Source organism: Pseudomonas sp. QE6, from assembly GCF_041379005.1.
Taxonomy (GTDB): Bacteria; Pseudomonadota; Gammaproteobacteria; order Pseudomonadales; family Pseudomonadaceae; genus Pseudomonas.
Genome location: NZ_CP166873.1, coordinates 2,098,606 through 2,120,501 on the forward strand (window position 1 = coordinate 2,098,606; position 21,896 = coordinate 2,120,501).

Here is a 21,896-nt window from a genome sequence, read left to right on the forward strand (position 1 = left end):
TCTGGTTCCGGAAAGGCCCTCTATGTGAGGGCCTTTTTTCTTTTCTGCATCGGGGAATGTGATTGAAGCGAATTCTGCCTGCTGTCGTGGTCCTGATTGCCGTGGCGGCTATTTACCTGCAGGTCGTCAATTTCGAGTACGCCTGGGATGACCTTGCACTATTCATCGATAGTCCTGCGCTCAGAAGCGGATCGGACCTCGTAGAGGCAATTACCCGCCCCATCCTTCCTGGAACGTCATACTTTCGGCCGGCTGTACTGTTCAGCTTCTTCCTGGAGTTCAAGTATCTGGGCTTGAACGCGGCTGTATCGCATGGCGTCAACCTTCTTTTCTTTTTATTGAATATCGCGCTGGTGGGAGCAATAGCTTGGCGGTTGTTCCCTGAGCGCCGACATTTGCCTGCGTTGGCAATGCTCCTTTATGGGTTGCATCCAGCGATGATCGAGTCGGCTGCGTGGGTGGCTGGCCGCTTCGACCTGATGGTCACTTTCTTTGTATTATTTGGTTTGTTCTGTTACCTCTCGACTACGCGGGTTTTGATTCGTGCAACGGCGTGCGGCTTCGCGTTTTTCTGTGCAGCTGCATCCAAAGAGATGGCGGTGGTGTATCCGCTGCTTCTAGGCGTAATTGCCTTGATTGAAAGCCGGCATCAGCCGCTTCGTGCCCTTCCGGGTTGGTTGGGTACGCGTCGGGATCTCTGGGTGGTGGTCAGCGTTCTTGGTGCCGGGATTGTGTACCTTGCGCTGCGTCACCATTTTCTATCCAGTATGGCCACGACGGACGAGCGCGTGGCGTCGTTGTCGTTGTTCGAGCGCGTCGCCTTTGTAGGGCATACCGTACTTTTCTACTTGCGGGTCTGTTTCCTACCGTTCATGGATCTGGGCACGATGCATCCGTTCGACCCTTCTGGAACAGGGGCGGCACAGAAGGTCATTGGGTTAGTCGGGCTGATCGCCTTCTGCGCTTTTTGCGTATGGGCGCTGATTCGACGTAGCGTCTCCGCATTGCTTGCACTTGCCTGGTGTCTCGCGATATTACCGGTCTCAAATGTGCTGCCACTGACTGTTGGTGGCAATATCGGACATGAGCGCTTTATGGCTCTCCCGCTGGCGTTTCTCTGCATCTGGGTCGCTTATGCCCTGTCTGGCTTGTTGGGGCGTGGGCGCGTGACTGCCTATATGGGGATGCTGGTTGGCGCTTGGTTGATTGTCTCGGTGTTCAACTTGCTCATCACAATCCCCTTGTGGCGCAATGACGTGACGTTGTGGGTGTGGTCTTACAATGCGCATCCGGAAGTTCCTATTACGCAGTTTACCGTCGTGGCCTCTTATCTTCGTGCCGACAATCTTGATGAGGCTGGCAAGTATCTGGAGAAGATCGAAGCTTTCTATGACGATAAGCTTCCGCCTCGACTTCTGGCCATCAAGGGGCAATGGCTGCAGCGTAAGGGGCGTTATCAGGAGTCTGTATCGGCCTTGAAGAAGGCATTAAGCACCGAAATGCTACCTCATGAGTTGCTGAAGGAGCATGGTGTCGATTTCAGAAGTGCACGGGTTGATCTGGGAAGCTTCAATGAGGCTTGGTATCTGCGCTTCCTCTATGGCGCGTTGGCGGAGAACTACGTGAATATGCGGAGGTTCGATGAGGCCATTGACGCTCTGGAGATTGAAGAGTTCTATCAGCCCGACTATGCCCCCGCTCAATTGCTGAAGGCTTTGGCTTATTATGGTAAGAACGATATCGTAAATGGCGATATTAATTATCAGAAGGCCAAGAGTTTCTATACGCCGGCTCAGTGGCCGGGTGCTGATAATATTAAAAACCGATTCCTTGCCAAGCTCTGCTTTGAGCCGAATAAGCCGATCGATACTTGTGCAAGATGGGTCGTAGAGTTTCCAGCCAGTCTGGCTCATGAGTAAAAATTATCGCGCCTTGGTCATTGGCCTTTTGTTGGGGCTTTTTACCGTTGCCTTTATGCGTACAGCGTGGGTGACGGAAGATGCCTATATCAGCTTCAGGGTCATCGAGAACCTGCTCTCCGGTTACGGGTTGGTCTGGAATCCTGGAGAGCGGGTGCAGGTCTTTACTCATCCGCTGTGGTTGTTTCTGCTTGTCCCTTTGACCTGGTTTTTGCAGGATCCATTCTGGGCAAGCCTCTGCTTGTCCTATTTGCTGTTGCTTTTCGTCGTATTCATGTTGTATGTCGCAGGTATTCGCCGGCCCGCCTTGACGATGGTCGTGCTGCTGATTTTGCTGAGCTCGCGGGCATTTATCGATTACTCCAGTTCCGGCCTTGAGAATCCACTGGTACATGCCTTGCTTGTGGTCTTTCTTTGGGTCTATACGCGAGTGGGCGCTCATTCGCATCGGCAGTTGCTGCTCAGCGTATTATTCGCGCTGCTCTACTTGGCCCGACCTGATGCCGTTGTCATTGTATTGCCGGCACTGTGTCTTTTGGCTCTCGGTTACATCCATCGGGAACGTCGCTTTCCGTGGTCATTGTTTGTCGGTGTCGGCATCCTGCTGGCTTGGTCCGTGTTCGCGCTGTTCTATTTTGGCTCGATCCTCCCTAATACCGCCTTGGCGAAACTGGGGACTGGGTTGTCTTTTGCGCAGGCTTCAAGTCAAGCCATGGCGGGAGTACGCTGGGTTGCGCAAATGGACATCCTTACGCTGCTGCTGATCGTGGTGAGTGGCGCTTCGGCGCTGCTGTTTCGCGAAGGTAGTGCAAAGGTATTCGGGCTAGGGATTGTCCTGTGGTTCTTGTATTACTTCTATGCCGGCGGGGACTACATGGGGGGGCGTTTTTTCAGCCCTGTGGTAGTAGTGGCCGCTTGGCTCCTTATTGATCGGCTTCAGGAATCCCGACTTGATGCGAGGAGTGCCTGGTGTGCAGGGTTAGCAGTCATGCTGGTAGTTGGACTGAGGCCGTACCATGGCTTTGCAACCTTCTTCTCCGACGAGCCTTCAACATTCGAGCAAATACCAGGAGGCCTTCCGGCAACATTGTTGTCTCCGGCGGACTTTCATGACGTCCGCATCGGCAAGGATGGGATGGCGGATGAGCGCGGCTTTTACTATCGCTATCTGGGATTGTTGCCGAATCTGTTTGAGAAAGGGCTGCGTGAGAACAGTTTGCCTGCGTCGATAGGGCGGCAGGCGCAGGGGACGTCCTCACTTTTCCTAGCATGCAATATTGGGATTTTTGGGTATTACGCTCAGCAAAATATCGCGATCATTGACCCGCTTGCGTTGGCTGATCCACTGCTTTCCCGATTGCCGGCCCGAGAGGGCGCACGGGTTGGTCACTATGAGCGAGCTTTGCCCAAGGGGTATATCGAAACTCTGCTCGAGGGGACGAATCGTATTGAGGATCCCTCGTTGGCGAGGTTGTGGACCCTGGTGGAGAGAGTGACGCGAGGGGAGCTCTTCTCGGTCGAGAGATTGCAAGCAATCTATGAATTAAATGTTCATGGCGGCAGGTTGGTTCGAGAGGCTCATTATGACCGCAATGATCTTCATCTGCCTGGATTGGACCCTGGGTCAAAGGCCATGATGAGTTGTCTGGGGCAGGACCACGGCCCCTTTATATGGCCCGTGGTCACTGGTGAATCAGGAGTAGTTGTCGGAAATTTAGCGAGCCCATAGATACCTTGTCATTTGCTGGCTTGGGTGATAGTTTTCTGCCGCCGCCGGTGTAGCTCAGTCGGTAGAGCAGCTCATTCGTAATGAGAAGGTCGGGGGTTCGATTCCTCTTACCGGCACCAGCTCCAACAAAAAGCCCCGCTTTCCAGCGGGGCTTTTTGTTTGTCTGCGCTTCAGCCTTCGACATAGCCGTTGGGGTTGTGGCTCTGCCAGTTCCAGGCGTCGCGGCACATATCTTCGATATCACGGGTAGCGCGCCAGTGCAGTTCGTCGACGGCCAGGCCGGGGTCGGCGTGGTAGCTCGCTACGTCACCGGGGCGGCGTTCGAGGAATCGTCGGGGTAGCGGATGGCCGCAGGCCTTTTCATAGGCGTCGATGATTTCCAGCACGCTATAGCCGCGTCCTGTACCGAGGTTGAAGGTGCGGATGCCTTGGGCGTCGTCCAGCCAGCGCAGGGCGCATAGGTGGGCGTCGGCGAGGTCGCAGACGTGCAGGTAGTCGCGCACGCCGGTGCCGTCGGGTGTCGGGTAGTCGCTGCCGAATACCCGGATGAAGGGCTGCCTGCCGGTCGCCACTTGGGAAACATAGGGCATCAGGTTGTTGGGGATGCCATTGGGGTGTTCGCCGATCTGTCCGCTGGCGTGGGCGCCGACCGGGTTGAAGTAGCGCAGGATGGCGATTTTCCATTGCGGATCGGCAAGGGCTATATCCCGTAGTGCGATCTCCGCCATCAGTTTCGACTGGCCCTAGGGGCTGGCCGGTGCTGTGGGGGCGTCCTCGCGGATCGGGCTTTGCGCGACGAGCCCGTAGACCGTGGCTGAGGAGCTATAGATGAAGCGCTTCACGCCGTGGCGCTGCATGACCTCGCAGAGCGGCAGGGTGCCGGCGAAGTTGTTCTGGTAGTAGGTGATCGGGTTGGCGACCGATTCGGCGACGGACTTCAGGCCGGCGAGGTGGATGGTCGCATCGATCGCGTGCTGGCTGAAAAGCCGTTCGAGCGTGGCTTCGCAGCGGATGTCGCCTTCGATGAAGGACACGGATTGCCCGGTGAGTAGCTCGATCCGCCGCAGCGGGATGGTGGAGCTGTTGCAGAGGTTGTCCAGGATGACGGGGGTGAAGCCCTGCTTGATCAGCTCCAGGCAGATGTGGGAGCCGATGTAGCCACAGCCTCCGGTCAACAGAACCTTTCTCGTCATGATCCCGCCAGTGCTTCCCTGTGCCGGTTCGGCCGTCCTCGAATTCTCTCAGAGGCGGCCGAACCGGCCCTATGCAGGGCGGCGTGATCGATTTGGCAGCTTGGCGCTGGGCTCTTACAGGCTCAGTCGCATCGACAGATCCAGCGCCTTCACATCCTTGGTCAGAGTGCCGATGGAGATGTAGTCCACACCGGTCTCGGCGACGGTGCGCAGGGTCGCCTCGGTGATGCCGCCGGAGGCTTCCAGCTTGGCGCGACCGGCCGTGAGGGCGACGGCGGTGCGCATGTCGTCCAGGCTCAGCTCGTCGAGCATGATGATGTCTGCGCCGGCGTCCAGGGCCTGGCGCAGTTCGGCAAGGTCCTCCACTTCGATTTCCACCGGCTTGCCCGGGGCAATACGGTGGGCCTCGGCGATGGCCTGGGCGATGCCGCCGCAGGCGGCGATGTGGTTTTCCTTGATCAGGAAGGCGTCGTACAGGCCGATGCGGTGGTTGTGGCAGCCGCCACAGGTGATCGCGTACTTCTGCGCCAGGCGCAGGCCGGGCAGGGTCTTGCGGGTATCGAGCAGCTTTACGCCGGTGTCGTCGACCAGGTCGGCGTAGTGGCGCGCGCGGGTGGCGGTGCCGGAGAGCAACTGGAGGAAGTTGAGGGCGCTGCGCTCGCCGGTGAGCAGGGCGCGGGCCGGGCCTTCGAGGGTGAACAGGGTCTGGTCGGCGCTGACCCGCTCACCGTCCTTGACCTGCCATTTCACCTGGACGCGCGGATCGACCTGGCGGAAGACCTCGTCGACCCAGGCGCTGCCGGCCACGGTGGCGTTCTCGCGGGTGATGATGCGCGCGGCGGCGTCGCGCTCGGCGGGGATCAGCTGGGCGGTGATGTCGCCGCTGCCCACGTCTTCGGCCAGGGCGGCGCGCACGTTGGCCTGGATTTCCCCGGAAAGCTCGGCGAGGGTGAGGTTCGGCATGGAGGGCTCCTGTTCGCAGTGACGGGATTATACGGACGGCGGGCCTTGGCGGGTATCGATTGGCGTTTGGTGCTGGCCGATCATCCGTCAGACAAACGGCAGCGGAATCGGCGTGAATTTCTTCAAGATTGCGAGAAATGACTCTTGGTTGTTCAAGAAGCTTCCCTATAATGGATTCGGATCTTCCTACTTTTTGACGCCACGAATTTGACGTTAAGGATGACGCTTCGATGACTGTTGGTACCGCCAGCCAGCCCCGCCAGGGCTGACGGCAGGAGACGTGTGATGCAGAAGGATGCGAACGCGAACGTAGTGCCGCTGAACAAGCCGGCAGCTTCCGAACAGTCGCCGAATTCGTTCGCCGGGCGTTTGCCGGCGGCGCTGGTCAGTGTGCGCGACAAAGTCGCCATCCAGCTGCGTCAGGCCATGCAGGCGCTGTTCGACAACGCCGACGACACCCTGTTCGAGATGGCGGATCGCGCCTCCAACAACACCGAGCAGAGCGCCTATTTCGAAGCCATGCGCGACCTGCGCCTCAAGCGCAAGAGCATCGAGCGCGGCTTCCTGCAGAAAGTCTTCGAGCAATTCGCCGGCCTCGGTCAGTACGAGATCGGCCGGTCGTCGCCGCTGGAGTCCGTCTGCTACGACAATCTCAGCCTGGTCCAGAACGATGAGCTGGAAGAGGCCGTGGCGCTGGATGCCATGGTCGGCAAGGTGATGAGCCGTGATGGCGTGGCGCTGGGGCACCTCACGACCCGCCTCAACAAGCTGGTCAGCAAGAAGGTCGAGGACAAGACCAACCCGCTGGGGCCGCGTCTGCTGAGCGAGGCGTTCCTCGAGGCGTGCCAGGGGCTGGGCGTCGAGATCAAGGTCAAGCTGATCATCCTCAAGCTGTTCGACAAGTATGTGCTGGCCGAGGCTGAGAACCTCTATGCCGAGGCCAATCAGACGCTGATCGCCCTCGGCGTGCTGCCGGAGCTCAAGAACGTGCCGCTGCGCCGTCCGCCGCAGCGGAGCGCCTCCAGCCAGTCAGGCGGCGCGGCGCCGGTGGCTGGCGCGGTGGAGCAGACCGGCACGCAGTACCTGGACAGCGAGTCCCAGGCGGCTTTCGCGGCCCTCCAGGATCTGCTCTCGCAGGTGCGTGGCAGTGCCGTCGCGCCGAGTCGCCCAGTGCCCGCCGACGCAGTGCCGATCACCAGCAACGACCTGATGCGCCTGCTCTCCCACCTGCAATCGCACCTGCCGGCACAGACCATCGATGAGATCGATGTCCGCCAGCACCTGGATCACCTGCTGACCCGTGTCAGCTCCAAGAGCGGCCGTTCCCGTGTGGTTGGCCAGGTCGACGAGGACGTCATCAATCTCGTCTCCATGCTCTTCGAATTCATCCTCGATGACCGCACCCTGCCGGATTCGCTGAAGGCCCTGATCGGCCGCATGCAGATTCCGATGCTCAAGGTTGCGGTGCTCGACAAGACCTTCTTCAGCCGTGGCAGCCACCCGGCGCGCCGCCTGCTCAACGAGATCGCTTCGGCGGCCCTGGGCTGGGCCGAGCAGACCGACGGCCAGCGCGACTACCTCTACCAGAAGATCGAGCAGGTGGTGATGCGCCTGCTGAACGACTTCGTCGACGACCCGGCGATCTTCTCCGAACTGCTCGACGAGTTCATCGCCTTCACGGGCGACGAGCGCCGCCGCAGCGACCTGCTCGAACAGCGTACCCGCGACGCCGAGGAAGGTCGCGCCCGTGCCGAGCTGGCGCGCCAGGACGTGGAGCAGGTGCTCAATGAGCGTCTGCTGGGCCGCACCCTGCCGGAAGTGGTGGTACGTCTGCTGCAGGAAGCCTGGAGCAAGGTGCTGCTGCTGACCTGCCTCAAGCACGGCACGGCTTCCACCGAGTGGGAGTCCGCGCTGGCCACCATGGACGATCTGATCTGGAGTGTGGAACCCCACGAAGATCCGGATTCGCGCCTGCGCCTGCTGGAGATGGTCCCGCAACTGCTCAAGTCGCTGCGCGAAGGGCTGGCTTCCGCCGCCTTCGATCCGTTCTCCACAGGGGAATTCTTCAGCCGCCTGGAAGGGCTGCACGTACAGGCCTTCCAACGCTACAAGCAGGCTGAAGAGCGCAGGGCGGCCGCTCTGGACGACGATCTGCCGCTGCTCGACGAGCCGCTGGAAGCCACGGCGGAGGTCACCTCGGCCGCGCTGCAGCCGGCGATGGTGGCGGTGGTCGCGGAAATCGTCCTGGCCACGCCTGACGAAGCCCGGGCGGTGGAGTCCGAACAAGTGCTCGCCGATGACGACGAGTCGCTGCGCCGGGTCGACGACCTGCGGGTCGGCAGTTGGGTGGAGATCCAGGAAGACGAAGAGCACAAGCTGCGCTGCAAGCTGGCGGCGGTGATTCGTCCGAGCTGCCGCTACATCTTCGTCAACCGCACCGGCATGAAGGTGCTGGAGAAGACCCGCATGGGCCTGGCCTTGGAGTTCCATCGCAATGCCGTGCGCCTGCTGGACGACGCGCTGCTGTTCGACCGTGCCCTGGAGTCGGTGATCGGCAATCTGCGCCGCCTGAAGAACGCCTGAGATCCTGCCTACGACCTGTCGCTCGGTTGCAAAGCCACCCATAGGGCGCGCTGCTCTTGTAGGAGCGAGCTTGCTCGCGAACGGTATGGCACCATGCCTTGCAGGTTCGCGAGCAAGCTCGCTCCTACAAACGACACTCAAGTTCGTCGCTGGGCATATCCTCCAGAAGGTTCTGAGCCTGCGGGGTTGAGCCGGCGAGTTCATTTCCCCGTGCCGCTGCTTTAGAGTGGGGTTCTGCCAAGGAGCCCCCATGCAGCTCGATCCCCTTACCGGCTGGTGCCAAGGCGCCCAGCATTGCCCCTCGCCGAACTTCAACGCCCGCCCCGACGGCGAGGTGGTGTCGTTGCTGGTGATTCACAACATCAGCCTGCCGCCGGGCCAGTTCGGCACCTGCAAGGTTCAGGAGTTCTTCCAGAACCGTCTCGACGCCGACGAGCATCCCTATTTCGCCAGCATCGCCGCCATGACCGTTTCCGCGCACTTCCTCATCGAGCGCGACGGTTCGCTGTTCCAGTTCGTCTCGTGCAACGAGCGGGCCTGGCATGCCGGCGTGTCGCGCTTCGACGGGCGCGAGAACTGCAATGATTTTTCCATCGGCATCGAACTGGAAGGGACCGACTGCGATCCGTATAGCGATCGTCAGTACGCGGTGCTGGCGGAACTGACCCGGCAACTGATGGCCAGCTATCCGGCCATCACCCCGGCGCGCATTCAGGGGCATTGCGACATCGCCCCCGAGCGCAAGACCGACCCGGGCGAGGCGTTTGACTGGGCGCGCTATTTCGCCGCCATCGGTGCGAAGGAGTCGATATGAGTTTCCTGGTGTTGTTGCTGGTGCTGGCGGTCGAGAAGCTTTCCGCCTGGCGCGCGCGGTTGCAGCGCGACAGCTTGTGGCTCGGCTGGCTGGAGACCGTGGGCAGTGTTCCGTCGCTGCTGGCCAAGCCTTGGCTCGGACTGCTGGTGGCCGTGTTGCCGCCCTTGCTGCTGCTCGCCCTGCTGCTGACCCTGCTGGAGCCCGTCGCCTATGGGCTGCTGGCTTTGCCGGTACACCTGCTGGTGGTGGTCTGGAGCCTGGGTCGCGGCGACATCCTGCGGGCCATCGGCCCCTTCCGCGATGCCTGGCGCCGCGAGGATGCCCAGGGCGCCTACCACGTCGCCGAGCGCGACCTCGGCGTGCAGGCCGACAACGACGACGAGCTGCTGGCGCAGGTGCAGGGCACGCTGGTGTGGCAGGCCTACCAGGCATTCTTCGCGGTGATCTTCTGGTACGCGTTGCTGGGCCCGGTGGCGGCGCTGACCTACCGTCTGCTGGCCATCGCGGCGGAGCAGGGGCGGCACGCGGAACTGCGCGAGCGCGCCGTCCAGCTGCGCCATGCGTTCGACTGGCTGCCGGCGCGGGCGCTGGTGCTGAGTTTCGCCCTGGTGGGCAACTTCGTCGCCGTCAGCGGCAGCCTGCTGCATGACCTGCTGGCCTGGGACGTGCCCGCTGCCCGGCTGCTGGCGCGGGCCGGCTACGTGGCTGAGGATTTCAATGAAGGCGGGTTGGGTGCCAAGGGCGTCGCCAGCCTGGATGCGCTCTGGCAACTGCTGGTGCGTTCGGCGGTGCTCTGGTACGCCGTGTTCGCCATCTGGACCCTGCTGCTGTAAGTGCCTGATGCCGGCCGCGCTGCCGTTGGTCCGGTGATGGCATTTTAACCTTAAGTTACAGAACTCCCTGCCGATATCAGGTACACAGAAGCCTGTGCGCGCCGATCCGGTCTGTGATGTTCATCACGAGCCGTTCCGGCGAGCGCGCGTGCGGCGTGCACCAGCTCAGGTGCGCGCCTGCCATCCCCGACAAGCGACATAACAATAACGGGAACAGGAGACGTCTTTGTGAGGACTGTGCTCTATCCGGCCATCGCGCTGATGAACCGTCTGAGCTTCGGCATGAAGTTCAGCCTGATCAGCGTGCTGTTTTTCCTGCCGATGCTGATCACCAACTTCTACCTGGTGCGCGATTCCTATCGCCAGTTCGTCAGCACCCGCGCCGAACTTCAAAGCCTGCAGCTGATCGGCGATGGCCAGCAGATCCGCCGCAATGTCGAAGCCTATAACGACCTCCTGCAGATCAACAGCGTGCTCGGCCAGTCCAGCAAGGGCAGCGGCATCGACGGGCGCGTCAGCAAGGTACACAAGGAGCTGCTGGCGCAGATCGCTGCGCTGCAGCCGGTCACCCAGGATGCCGAGCAGGTCGCCGAGTTCAACACCCGGCGCGATGAACTGCTCAGCTCCCTCAAGAGCGTGGAGAGCGAAGGCTCGCTGCAGAGCAAGGCGGCCACGGCGGCACGTATGGTCAACCAGGCACAGGTCTTCAACAAGCTGCTGCTGTCCCATGGCGGGCTGAGCCAGGACGACGCCCGCGACGTGCGCCAGCTCGCCGAACTGATCACCGTCGTCACCCCACACATCACCCAGACCCTCAGTGTGGGCCGCACCATCGGCTCCAGCGCGTTGGGCCAGGGCTTCCTCAATTCGGCTTCCAGCGAGCGCTTCAATGACCTGCTGCAGGACCTGGAAAAACTCCACGTCGAATACGGCCTGAAGCTGCAGGACGCCCTGGGTGGCAGCGCTGCAGCCCAGGCCGCGCTGTCCGCCGATGCCGAGGCCAGCCGCGAGACCCTGAAGAGCCAGGGCAAGCTCTTCGAGGACAAGGTGGTGATGGCCGACACCCTCGACACCCCCTGGGCCGATTTCTACGACCAGGTCAGCCGCGCGATGGACAAGACCTACCGCCTCGACGACCAGGTCCTGGCGTTCGTCGATCACGCGCTGCAGGAGCGCCTGGCCAGCAAGCAGCGGCAGATGCTGTTGCTGGTGGTGGCGCTGCTGGTGGTGTTCCTCGCCATCGGCTACCTGTACAGCGGCTTCTACGTGTCCACCCGCACCACCCTCAAGAGCCTGGGGCAGATGATGGAGCGCGTTGCCTCCGGCGACATGACGGTCACCTTCCGCGCCCAGAGCCGGGACGAACTCGGCGAGCTCGGGCAGGCGTTCAACCAGACGGTGGCGAAGATTCATGACCTCATCGAGCAGGTCGGGCGCACCGTCGCCGAGGTCGAGCGGCAGACCGTACGGGTCGAGTCGGTGTCCGCCGAGAGCAACCAGGCGGTGACTGGCCAGCGCAACCAGATCGAGCAGGTCGCCACGGCGATGAACCAGATGGCCGCCACTGCGCAGGAGGTGGCACGCAGCGCCGCCGTGGCGGTGGGCAGCGCGCACAACGTCAACCAGGAAACCGCCAGCGGCCGTGCCCTGGTGGCGTCGCAGGTCGGCAGCATCCAGCGCCTGGCTGGCGAGATCGACGAGTCGGTGGCGGTGATCAACCAGCTGGCGGCCGACAGCGCCTCCATCAGTCGCGTGCTGGACGTGATCAAGGGCATCGCCGAGCAGACCAACCTGCTGGCGCTCAACGCCGCCATCGAAGCGGCGCGGGCCGGCGAGCAGGGCCGCGGCTTCGCGGTGGTGGCCGACGAGGTACGGACGCTGGCCAAGCGCACCCAGCAGTCCACCGAGGAAATCGAGCAGATGATCGCCCGCCTGCAGAATGGCGTCGGCGCGGCGGTGAAGGCGATGGGCAGCAGCCACCACACCGCCGACGGTACCGTGAGCCAGTCGGCTCAGGTGCAGCTGGCGCTGGAGAACATCCTCCAGGCGGTGGGCGCCATCGTCGACCAGAACCAGCAGATCGCCGCCGCCGCCGAGCAGCAGACGGCGGTCGCCCATGACATCGACCAGAACATCGTGCAGATCAACCAGGCCGGCGAGCGTACCGCCGAGGGCGCCAGCGAGACCGAGCGCGCCAGCCGCGAGCTGACCGGGCAGGTGGTCGAGCTCAAGCGCCTGATCGGCGCGTTCCGGGTCTGAGAAAGGGTTTTCATCAGCAGCCCGGTATCCGCGCGAGCGCAAGGACGCTTCCCCATCTCGCGGATGCCGGGTTGTCGGTGAATTCACATCATGGTGGTCGTTGTGTAGGGCGTATTACGCTCCGCGTTATATGCCGATTGGCCTTGGCCGGGCGCCCCACGGTTTCCAGTGGTCGCGCGGGATCGATGGGTATCGCACTCCACTCATCCTGCGGGGCCGATCTGAAGGTCTGGCGGTGGGCAACGATTGTAGGAGCGAGCTTGCTCGCGAACCGCCCAGCCTCCCATTCATCCGGTAAATCCGTTCGCGAGCAAGCTCGCTCCTACAAAAGAGCCGTCGGCTCACTTCCAGCCGAATAACTCCATTGCATTGCGCGTGCTGGCGCTCGCCAGTTCTTCCGGGCTGATGCCCTTGAGCTCCGCCAAAGCCGCGCAGATCTCCGGCAGGTGTTCGGGGCTGTTGCGCTGGCCGGGGTACATGGCTGGTGCCATGTCCGGGGAGTCGGTTTCCAGCACGATGGATTCCAGCGGAATCTCCGGCACCACCTTGCGTAGGCGGTTGGCCTGCGGCCAGGTCGGTGCGCCGCCGAGCCCCAGGCGAAAGCCCAGCTTGAGGTATTCGCGAGCCTCCTCGCGACTGCCGGCGAAGGCATGGATGATGCCCTGACGCCGAGGCTTGAAGCGCTTGAGGGTGGCGATCACCGCCGCGTGGGAGCGGCGTACGTGCAGCAGTACCGGCAGTTCGAAATCGATGGCCGTGCGCAGCTGATCCTCGAAGATCGCCTGCTGGCCGTCGCGGTCGAGGTCTTCCAGGTAGTAGTCCAGGCCGATTTCACCTACGGCGCAGAGCTTCGGGTGGCCCGCCAGGCGCTCCAGCCAGTCGCGCAGCGCCGTCAGGTGCTCGGGGCGGTGGCGCGCCAGGTAGATCGGATGCAGGCCGAGGGCGGCATAGAGGTCGGGCTCCTGCTCGACCAGCGCCCAGACGTCTTCCCAGTTCTCGCGGAATACCCCCAGCAGCACCTGACGGATCACCCCGCGCTCCCGGCTGCGCTGCAGCACCGCCTGACGGTCGTCGGCGAAGTCCGGGCAGTCGAGATGATTGTGGGTGTCGATCAGCTGCATGGCCTCACTCCGTGCGCAGCTTCAGGGTGCGCGCCACCGGATGCACGCCGGGGGTGTAGCTGTTCTGCTCGATGGCGCCCAGCGCCAGGTCCAGGGCGCGCTCGGCGATCAGGGCGTGCTGCTGGGAGATCGCGTTGACCTTCAGCGGGACGAAGTCGAGCAGTTGGGTGTCGCCGAAGGTGGCGATGCGCAGCCCCGCCGGCCAGCCGTCGGGCAGCGCCTGGAGCACGTCGAACACGCCTTCGAGCAGCACGTAGGAGGTGGTGATCAGCGCGTCGGGCAAGCGGCCCTGGCGCGCCAGCAATTCTTCCATCAGTTGGCGGCCGCAGGCTCGGCTGAAGGTTTCGCCGTGCTCGACGAGGACCTGCCCCTTGAACTCGCGCAGCGCGCTGCGGAATCCCGCCGCGCGCTCCTGGCTGATGATCAGCTCCGAACGCGCGCCGAGCAGGGCGATGCTCTGCGGCACGGGGGCGAGCAGGCTGGCGGTGAGGCGCTGGCTGGCCTCGCGATCGTCGCTGACCACCGAGCAGAAGCGCTGCGGATCGAGCTGGCGGTCCACCGCGATCACCGGCACGCCGATGCCCTGCAGGCGGGCCAGGCTGTCGTCGTTGCCGGGCAGGCAGCTGGCGACGATCAGCGCATCGCAACGTCGCGCACGGAACAGGTTGAGTACCTGGCGCTCGGTGTCCGGCTCGTCGTCGGAACTGGCGATCAGCAACTGGTAGCCACGGGCCCGGGCGCCCTGTTCGAGCAGCTTGGCCAGCTTGGCGTAGCTGGGGTTTTCCAGGTCCGGCAGGACGAAGCCGAGGGTGCGCGTCTGGCCGCGGCGCAGGCTGGCGGCCTGCTGGTCCGGGTGGTAGCCGTGCTCTTCGATCACCGCGCGCACGCGCTCCACCGTGGCGGCGCTGATGCGGCGCTGCACGGCCTTGCCGTTGATCACATAGCTGGCGGTGGTGACCGAAACACCGGCCAGGCGGGCGATATCACTGAGTTTCAGCACGATGGCTTGCCGACAATTGGGGGCTTCAAGGATCACGCATTATCGAGTAACGTTCCAGTCTCAATAGGTGAAACGATTCAGCATTGTCTGCGGCCATTGCCTGAAGACCGCCCCGGCGGTCGAGAAAGCCACAGGTTCTAAGCTGTTCACCATACAAGCGGATGACCGCCCCAAGCGCCGGCGCGCCAGAACGCCGGCGAGGAGAACGCGATGCTCGAACTGAACGCGCAGCAGGTTCGCATGGACCAGCGCGCCGCCGACAAGCAGGCCGCCCTGGCGCTGCTCGGCGCGGCCCTGGAAGATGACGGACTGGTCGCCACCGGCTATCTCGCCGGCTTGCAGGCCCGCGAGGCGCAGGGCTCCACCTACCTGGGGCAGGGCATCGCGATTCCCCACGGCACACCGGATACCCGCCACCTGGTGCAGCGCACCGGGGTGCGCCTGATGCACTTCCCCGAGGGCGTCGCCTGGGGTGACGGCCAGGTGGTGCACCTGGCCATCGCCATCGCCGCCAAGTCCGATGAACACCTGCATTTGCTGCAGTTGCTCACTCGTGCACTGGGCGATGGCGAAATGGGCGAGGCGCTGCGCCTGGCCGAGAGCCCCGATGCACTGCTGCAGCTGCTGCGCGGCGCGCCGCAGGCTCTGTTGCTGGACACCCAACTGGTCGGGCTGGGCGTCGTCGCCGAGGACTTCGACGAGCTCATCGTGCTGGGCGCGCGCCGGCTGAAGAAGGCCGGCTGCGTCGAGCCCGCTTTCGCCGCCGAGCTGCATGGCAGCGAGGCGCTGCCGCTGGGCGGCGGGCTCTGGTGGCTGCACAGCGCCGAGCGCGTCTCGCGGCCGGGCCTGGCCTTCGTCACGCCGCAGCGCGAGCTGAACCATGCCGGCCTGCCGGTGCGCGGGCTGTTCTGTCTGGCCAGCCAGGGCGACTCGCACCGGGCGGTGTTCGAGCGTCTCTGCGACCTGCTGGTGGACGGCCGCGCCACCGAACTGGCGCGGGCCACGACCAGCCGTCATGTGCTGGAGGCGCTGGGCGGCGAGTTGCCGGTGGACTGGCCGAGCGTGCGGGTGCCACTGGCCAACCCGCACGGCCTGCATGCCCGCCCGTCGCAGGTTTTGATGTTGCTGGCGCGGGACTTCGAGGGCGAGATTCGCGTGCGCATCGCCGAGGCCGACTGTGCGCCGGTGTCGATCCGCAGCCTGAGCAAGCTGCTCAGCCTGGGCGCACGGCGGGGGCAGGTGCTGGAGTTCTTTGCCGAACCCGAGATCGCCGAGCGCGCCCTGGAGGCCGTGCGCCTGGCAGTGGAGCAGGGGCTGGGCGAGGAGATCGAAGCGCTGCCCGAAACGCCGGAGCCGGCTGCCGACATGGTCGAGGCTACCGAAGCGGAAACCGTCGCGGCGCCGGAGGCGGGCAGCCGCTTGCAAGCCATCGCCGCATCTCCCGGTATCGTCTGCGGTCCTGCCTATGTGCAGGTCGAGCGGCCTTTCAAGTTCGCTGAGCGTGGCGGGTCGGTCGAGGTGGAGCGCCAGCGTCTGGATGAGGCGCGCGAGGCGATTTCCGCCGAGATCGAGGCACTGGTGAAGCGCACCCAGGTCAAGGCCATCCGTGACATCTTCGTCACCCACCAGGCGCTGCTGGAGGACCCGGAGCTGGCCGACGAGGTGCAGTCGCGCCTGGCCGAGGGCGCCAGCGCCGAGGCGGCCTGGAACCGGGTGATCGAGCGTGTCGCCAGCGAGCAGGAAGCGCTGCGCGACGCCTTGCTGGCCGAGCGCGCGGCCGACCTGCGCGACGTTGGCCGGCGGGTGTTGGCGCGCCTGTGCGGCGTACAGAGTGCCGCCGCGCCGGAGCGTCCGTACATCCTGGTGATGGACGAGGTCGGCCCTTCCGACGTGGCGCGGCTGGACCGCGAGCGGGTGGCCGGCATTCTCACCGCGCGCGGCGGGGCCACCTCGCACAGCGCGATCATCGCCCGCGCGCTGGGCATTCCCGCCCTGGTCGGCGCCGGTGCGGCGGTGCTGGCGCTGGAACCCGAGACCCTCCTGTTGCTCGATGGCGACCAGGGTGAGTTGCTGGTGTCGCCGAGTGCGGAGTGCCTGGCGGAGGCCGAACGCCTGCGCGACCAGCGCCGGCGACGTGCCGAGCGCGCCGAGGCGCGCCGTCATGAGCCGGCGATTACCCGAGACGGCCATGCCGTGGAAATCTGCGCCAACCTGGGCGACACCTCCGGCGCCGCGACGGCGGTGGAGCAGGGAGCGGAAGGCGTCGGCCTGCTGCGCACCGAATTCGTCTTCATGGACAGCCCCCAGGCGCCGGATGAGGCGACCCAGGAGGCCGAGTACCGCCGCGTGCTCGATGCCCTCGACGGACGCCCCCTGGTGGCGCGTACCCTCGACGTGGGCGGCGACAAACCGCTGCCGTACTGGCCGATCCCGCGGGAGGAGAACCCTTACCTCGGTGTGCGCGGCGTGCGCCTGACCCTGCAGCGCCCGCAGATCTTCCAGACCCAGTTGCGCGCCCTGCTGCGGGCCGCCGCCGGCCGCCCGTTGCGCATCATGTTCCCGATGGTCGGGCAGGTGGAGGAATGGCGGCAGGCCCGTGACCTCACCCGGCAGCTCTGCGCGGAGCTGGGCGGCGAGCATGACCTGCAACTGGGCATCATGGTCGAAGTGCCGTCGGCGGCGCTGCTCGCGCCGGTGCTGGCCCGCGAAGTGGATTTCTTCAGCGTCGGCACCAATGACCTGACCCAGTACACCCTGGCCATCGACCGTGGCCATCCGACTCTGTCGGCGCAGGCCGACGGCCTGCACCCGGCGGTGCTGCAACTGATCGACATGACCGTGCGCGCCGCCCATGCCCACGGCAAGTGGGTGGGTGTTTGCGGCGAGCTGGCGGCGGATGCGCAGGCGGTGCCGTTGCTGCTGGGGCTGGGGGTGGACGAGTTGAGCGTGTCGGCGCGCAGTATCCCGCTGGTCAAGGCGCGGGTGCGCGAGCTCGATCTGCCGATGGCCCGCGAGCTGGCGCAGAGTGCGCTGGCATTGGGCTCCGCCGCCGAGGTGCGCGAATGCGTCGCCCAGGCCCTGCCGGAGGTGAACTGATGGCGCGCCTCCTCACCATTACTCTGAATCCCGCGCTGGACCTGACGGTGCGCCTGCCCCGGCTCGAGGTCGGCGAGGTCAATCGCAGCGAGTCGGTGCTCAGCCAGGCGGCTGGCAAGGGGCTGAATGTTGCGCAGGTGCTCGCCGATCTCGGCCATTCGCTGAGCGTGACCGGTTTCCTCGGTGCGGACAATGTGGCGCCGTTCGAGGCGCTGTTCCTGCGCCGTGGTTTCGTCGATGCCTTCGTCCGCGTGCCGGGGGAAACCCGCAGCAATATCAAGCTGGCCGAAGGCGACGGGCGCATCACCGATATCAACGGCCCCGGCCCGGAGGTGAGCGCCCGCGAGCAGGACGCCTTGCTCGATTGCCTCGACCGGATCGCCAGCGAACATGAGCTGGTGGTGGTCGCCGGCAGCCTGCCGCGCGGGGTCGATCCCGACTGGTTGCGTGAGCTGTTGCTACGGCTCGGGCGGCGCGGTCTGAAGGTGGCGTTCGACAGCAGCGGTGCGGCCCTGCGCGCCGGGCTCGACGCAGCGCCCTGGCTGATCAAGCCCAACGATGCGGAACTGGCCGAAGCCTGCGGACAACTGCTCGATACGCCGGCGGCGCTGGCCGAGCAGGCCGAGGCGCTGCGGGTGCGGGGCATCGAGCAGGTGGTGCTGTCCCAGGGCGCGGACGGTGTGCGCTGGTTCGGCCCGCAGGGCAACTGGCGGGCGATTCCGCCCAGGGTCGAGGTGGCGAGCACGGTGGGCGCGGGTGATTCGCTGCTCGCCGGCATGTTGCACGGCCTGCTGGTTGGCTGGCCGGCCGAGCGCGTGCTGCGCCACGCCACGGCGGTGGCGGCGCTGGCGGTCACCCAGTTCGAGTTCGGCATCGGCGATGCGCCGCGCCTGAGCCAGATCGAAGACGGCGTACAGGTTCAGGCCCAGGCCTGAGTCGCGCCGCATCCAGAACAACAAGAGGTTATGACGATGAACCTTGCCCTCATCACGGCCTGCCCGAACGGCCAGATCACCAGTGTGCTCAGCGCACGCCTGTTGCGCGCGGCGGCCGAGCGCCTGGGCTGGTCGGTGTGCGTCGAGCAGCACGACCCGCAGCATCCCGAACACCGGCTCTCCGCGGTGCAGATCGCGGCGGCCGACTGGGTGCTGGTGGTCAGCGCGCAGCCGCTGGACCTTTCGCGCTTCGTCGGTAAGCGCCTGCTGCAGGCGCGCCCGGCCGAGGCGCTGGCCGATCCCGCCGCGTTCCTCCAGCGCGCGGCCCAGGACGCCGTCGTGTGGCAGGGCGAGGAGCGACCGAGCGTTTCCTCCGAGGTGGCGCGTGCGGCGAAGCTGGTGGCGGTCACCGCCTGCCCGACAGGCGTGGCGCACACCTTCATGGCCGCCGAGGCGTTGCAGCAGGCGGCGCAGCAGATGGGCTACGACCTGAAGGTGAAGACCCAGGGGTCGGTGGGCGCCCGCAATCCGCTCTCCGCCGAGGATATCGCCGGCGCCGATGTGGTGCTGCTCGCGGCGGATATCGAAGTGAACACCGAGCGTTTCGCCGGCAAGCGTATCTTCCGTTGCGGCACGGGTGTCGCGCTGAAGCAGCCGCAGGCGATCCTCGATCGCGCGTTGAAGGAGGCGACGGCGGAGTCCGCCGCGACGGCCGGCAGCGGCGCAACGCCGGGGAAAAAGGAGGCGCGCGGGGTGTACAAGCACCTGCTCACCGGCGTGTCCTTCATGCTGCCGATGGTGGTAGCGGGCGGCCTGCTGATCGCGCTGTCCTTCGTCTTCGGCATCGAGGCCTTCAAGCAGCAGGGCACGCTGGCCGCCGCGCTGATGCAGATCGGCGGCGACGCGGCGTTCAAGCTGATGGTGCCGATGCTCGCCGGCTACATCGCCTGGTCCATCGCCGACCGGCCGGGCCTGGCGCCGGGGATGATCGGCGGCCTGCTGGCGAGCACCCTGGGCGCGGGCTTCCTCGGCGGCATCGTCGCTGGCCTGCTGGCAGGGTATTCCGCGCGGGCCATTGCGCAGTGGATTCCGTTGCCGGCCAGTGTCGCGGCGCTCAAGCCGATCCTGATCATTCCGCTGCTGGCCAGCCTGTTCACCGGGCTGGTGATGATCTACGTGGTGGGTTCGCCGGTGGCGGCGATGATGCGTTCGCTGACCGACTTCCTCGCCGGCATGGGCACCACCAATGCGGTGCTGCTGGGGCTGCTGCTGGGCGGGATGATGTGCGTCGACCTCGGCGGGCCGATCAACAAGGCGGCCTATGCGTTCTCAGTCGGCCTGCTGGCCTCGCAGAGCTATGCGCCGATGGCGGCGGTGATGGCGGGCGGCATGGTCCCGCCGATCGGCATGGGCATCGCCACCCTGCTGGCGCGGCGCAAGTTCGCCCAGAGCGAGCGCGAGGCCGGCAAGGCGGCGCTGGTGCTGGGGCTGTGCTTCATCTCCGAGGGCGCTATTCCCTTCGCCGCCAAGGACCCGCTGCGGGTGATCCCGGCAAGCATCGTCGGTGGCGCGCTGACTGGTGCGCTGTCGATGCTGTTCGGCTGCAAACTGCTGGCGCCCCACGGCGGGCTGTTCGTGCTGCTGATTCCCAACGCGATGAATCATGCGCTGCTGTACCTGCTGGCGATCGCCGTGGGCAGCGTGGTGACGGGTGTGCTCTATGCCGTGCTCAAGCGCTCGGAAGCGGCGCCGATGATGGTGATGGGCGAACCGGTGCAGGGGCGGGGGTAGGGTTGAGGCGTTGCGCGGAGCTCAGCCCGTAGGGGCGGACCTTGTCCGCGAAGGCCCGACCTCGCTGAAGAGCTTCGCGGAGAAGCTCCGCTCCTACGAGAGCGGGATTCGGCGAGAGGTGTGAGGTCGCGCGCAGGACTCAAACCGTAGGAGCGGACGGAGTCCGCGATGAGCCCCGCAGCGGAGCTGATCACGGACGGAGTCCGCTCCTACGAAAGGCGCCGGCGAGCGGCGCCTCAGGCGTGGCGTTGCTGGGGGTGTTTCAGCGCTGGCACCGGAGCGGGTACCGGCAGGCGGTGCGAGTCGCCGCGACCCATGGCGAAGTATTCGAAGCCATGGCGCGCCATGCGCTCCGGGTCGAACAGGTTGCGGCCGTCGAAGATCACCGGCGCCTTCAGGCGGCTGGCGATCAGCTCGAAATCCGGCGCCTTGAACTGCCGCCATTCGGTGCAGATCACCAGGCCGTCGGCGCCGCCGAGGGTCGCTTCGGGCGTGCCCATCAGGGTCAGGCGCTCATCGTGGCCATACAGGCGCTGGGCCTCGGGCATGGCTTCGGGGTCGAAGGCGCGAACCTTGGCGCCGGCGGCCCACAGCGCTTCCATCAGCGTGCGGCTCGGCGCATCGCGCATGTCGTCGGTATTGGGCTTGAACGACAGGCCCCAGAGCGCGAAGGTGCGGCCCTTGAGATTGCCGCCGTAGTAGCTGTTGATGCGTTCGAACAGCTTGCTCTTCTGCCGCTGGTTCACCGACTCCACCGCCCGCAGCAGGTCGCTGGAGCAGTGCGCTTCCTCGGCGCTCTGGATCAGGGCCTGGACGTCCTTGGGGAAGCAGGAGCCGCCGTAGCCGCAGCCGGGGTAGATGAAGTGGTAGCCGATGCGCGGGTCGGCGCCCATGCCCTGGCGCACGGCCTCGATGTCGGCGCCCATGTGCTCGGCCAGCTCGGCGATCTGGTTGATGAAGCTGATCTTGGTCGCCAGCATGCAGTTGGCCGCGTACTTGGTCAGCTCGGCGCTGCGCAGGTTCATGCTGATGATGCGGTCGTGGTTGCGGTTGAACGGCTCGTAGATCTCGCGCATCACGTCCAGCACTTCCGGGCTCTCGCAACCGATGACGATGCGATCGGGTTTGCGGCAGTCGGCCAGGGCGGAGCCTTCCTTGAGGAATTCCGGGTTGGAGACGATCTCGAACTCCAGCGTCCGGCCGGTCTCCGCGAGCACCTGCTGCACGTGGGCCTTGACGCGGTCGCCGGTCCCGACGGGAACGGTGGACTTCTCCACGATGATCACCGGCTGGGTGCGGTTGCGGGCAATGCCTTCGGCGACGGCCAGCACGGCGCGCAGGTCCGCCGAGCCATCGGGCAGCGGCGGCGTGCCCACGGCGATGAACTGCACCCGGCCGTGAGCGGTTGCTTCGGCGACGTCGCTGGTGAAGTGCAGGCGGCCGGCCTCCAGGTTGTCCCTCACCAGTTCGGCAAGGCCGGGCTCGTAGATGCTGATGTGCCCGCGCTTGAGCTTGGCGATCTTGTCTTCGTCGATGTCCATGCACAGGACATCGTGGCCGACTTCCGCCATGACGGCGGCCTGGACGAGCCCCACATAGCCGATACCGAATACGCTGATTTTCATGCTGTGCTCTCCCGCTGAGGGCTCATGACCGGTTC

General features: G+C 65.0%; 13 protein-coding genes, 1 tRNA gene and 1 pseudogene. 10 read left to right on the forward strand and 5 right to left on the reverse strand.

What is annotated here, in order from left to right; translation table 11 throughout:
- Window positions 1-62: 62 nt before the first annotated feature.
- From ACAW63_RS09670 to ACAW63_RS09680, 3 genes are all read left to right on the forward strand, one after another.
- Window positions 63-1,919, forward strand: a complete 1,857-nt coding sequence (locus ACAW63_RS09670; RefSeq protein ID WP_371233299.1) for a hypothetical protein — start codon at window positions 63-65, stop codon at window positions 1,917-1,919.
- Window positions 1,912-3,648 (forward strand): hypothetical protein, encoded by a 1,737-nt coding sequence (locus ACAW63_RS09675; RefSeq protein ID WP_371233301.1) that lies wholly within the window; start codon window positions 1,912-1,914, stop codon window positions 3,646-3,648. Before ACAW63_RS09670 ends, ACAW63_RS09675 begins: the two co-directional genes overlap by 8 nt.
- A gap of 43 nt (window positions 3,649-3,691) precedes the next feature.
- Window positions 3,692-3,767, forward strand: a tRNA-Thr gene (locus tag ACAW63_RS09680).
- 51 nt (window positions 3,768-3,818) lie between these two features.
- Here ACAW63_RS09680 and galE read toward each other — a convergent pair.
- Together galE and nadC are read right to left on the reverse strand one after the other, a co-directional pair.
- Window positions 3,819-4,841 (reverse strand): annotated as a pseudogene (gene galE, locus ACAW63_RS09685) (UDP-glucose 4-epimerase GalE).
- Window positions 4,842-4,955: 114 nt separating this feature from the next.
- Window positions 4,956-5,804: a carboxylating nicotinate-nucleotide diphosphorylase gene (gene nadC, locus ACAW63_RS09690; protein WP_371233303.1), complete on the reverse strand. Its 849-nt coding sequence runs from the start codon at window positions 5,802-5,804 to the stop codon at window positions 4,956-4,958.
- Between the two features lie 285 nt (window positions 5,805-6,089).
- On the opposite strand from nadC, the gene ACAW63_RS09695 reads away from it, so the two are divergent.
- The 4 genes from ACAW63_RS09695 to ACAW63_RS09710 all read left to right on the forward strand — a co-directional run bounded on the left by ACAW63_RS09695 (window position 6,090) and on the right by ACAW63_RS09710 (window position 12,293).
- Window positions 6,090-8,387 carry a DUF1631 domain-containing protein gene (locus ACAW63_RS09695; protein WP_371233304.1) on the forward strand — a complete coding sequence of 766 codons (2,298 nt, stop codon included), beginning with the start codon at window positions 6,090-6,092 and terminating at the stop codon, window positions 8,385-8,387.
- A 250-nt stretch (window positions 8,388-8,637) separates the two neighbouring features.
- Entirely contained in the window at window positions 8,638-9,201 is a 564-nt protein-coding gene (ampD, locus tag ACAW63_RS09700) for a 1,6-anhydro-N-acetylmuramyl-L-alanine amidase AmpD (protein ID WP_371233306.1), read from the forward strand.
- Window positions 9,198-10,034: a regulatory signaling modulator protein AmpE gene (gene ampE, locus ACAW63_RS09705; protein ID WP_275610283.1), complete on the forward strand. Its 837-nt coding sequence runs from the start codon at window positions 9,198-9,200 to the stop codon at window positions 10,032-10,034. Before ampD ends, ampE begins: the two co-directional genes overlap by 4 nt.
- 1,554 nt (window positions 10,035-11,588) lie before the next feature.
- Window positions 11,589-12,293, forward strand: coding sequence for a methyl-accepting chemotaxis protein (locus ACAW63_RS09710; RefSeq protein WP_371234630.1), 705 nt, complete (start codon window positions 11,589-11,591; stop codon window positions 12,291-12,293).
- Window positions 12,294-12,634: 341 nt separating this feature from the next.
- Here the strand turns inward: ACAW63_RS09710 and ACAW63_RS09715 are convergent, their stop codons facing one another.
- Together ACAW63_RS09715 and cra are read right to left on the reverse strand one after the other, a co-directional pair.
- On the reverse strand, window positions 12,635-13,414 hold the full coding sequence (locus ACAW63_RS09715; protein WP_371233308.1) for a TatD family hydrolase: 780 nt from the start codon (window positions 13,412-13,414) through the stop codon (window positions 12,635-12,637).
- Window positions 13,415-13,418: 4 nt separating this feature from the next.
- Entirely contained in the window at window positions 13,419-14,411 is a 993-nt protein-coding gene (gene cra, locus ACAW63_RS09720) for a catabolite repressor/activator (protein WP_371234632.1), read from the reverse strand.
- Between the two features lie 213 nt (window positions 14,412-14,624).
- Between cra and ptsP the strand changes: the two genes are divergently transcribed.
- From ptsP to ACAW63_RS09735, 3 genes are read left to right on the forward strand one after another with little or no spacing between them, the layout of a single operon-like run.
- Entirely contained in the window at window positions 14,625-17,510 is a 2,886-nt protein-coding gene (ptsP, locus tag ACAW63_RS09725) for a phosphoenolpyruvate--protein phosphotransferase (RefSeq protein WP_371233309.1), read from the forward strand.
- The gene (gene pfkB, locus ACAW63_RS09730) at window positions 17,510-18,445 is read left to right on the forward strand and encodes a 1-phosphofructokinase (RefSeq protein ID WP_371233311.1); all 936 of its coding nucleotides are present in this window, start codon (window positions 17,510-17,512) and stop codon (window positions 18,443-18,445) included. Before ptsP ends, pfkB begins: the two co-directional genes overlap by 1 nt.
- Window positions 18,446-18,481: 36 nt before the next feature.
- On the forward strand, window positions 18,482-20,236 hold the full coding sequence (locus ACAW63_RS09735; protein ID WP_371233312.1) for a PTS fructose-like transporter subunit IIB: 1,755 nt from the start codon (window positions 18,482-18,484) through the stop codon (window positions 20,234-20,236).
- A gap of 236 nt (window positions 20,237-20,472) precedes the next feature.
- Here the strand turns inward: ACAW63_RS09735 and ACAW63_RS09740 are convergent, their stop codons facing one another.
- Entirely contained in the window at window positions 20,473-21,861 is a 1,389-nt protein-coding gene (locus ACAW63_RS09740; RefSeq protein WP_371233314.1) for a UDP-glucose/GDP-mannose dehydrogenase family protein, read from the reverse strand.
- Window positions 21,862-21,896 lie beyond the last annotated feature (35 nt).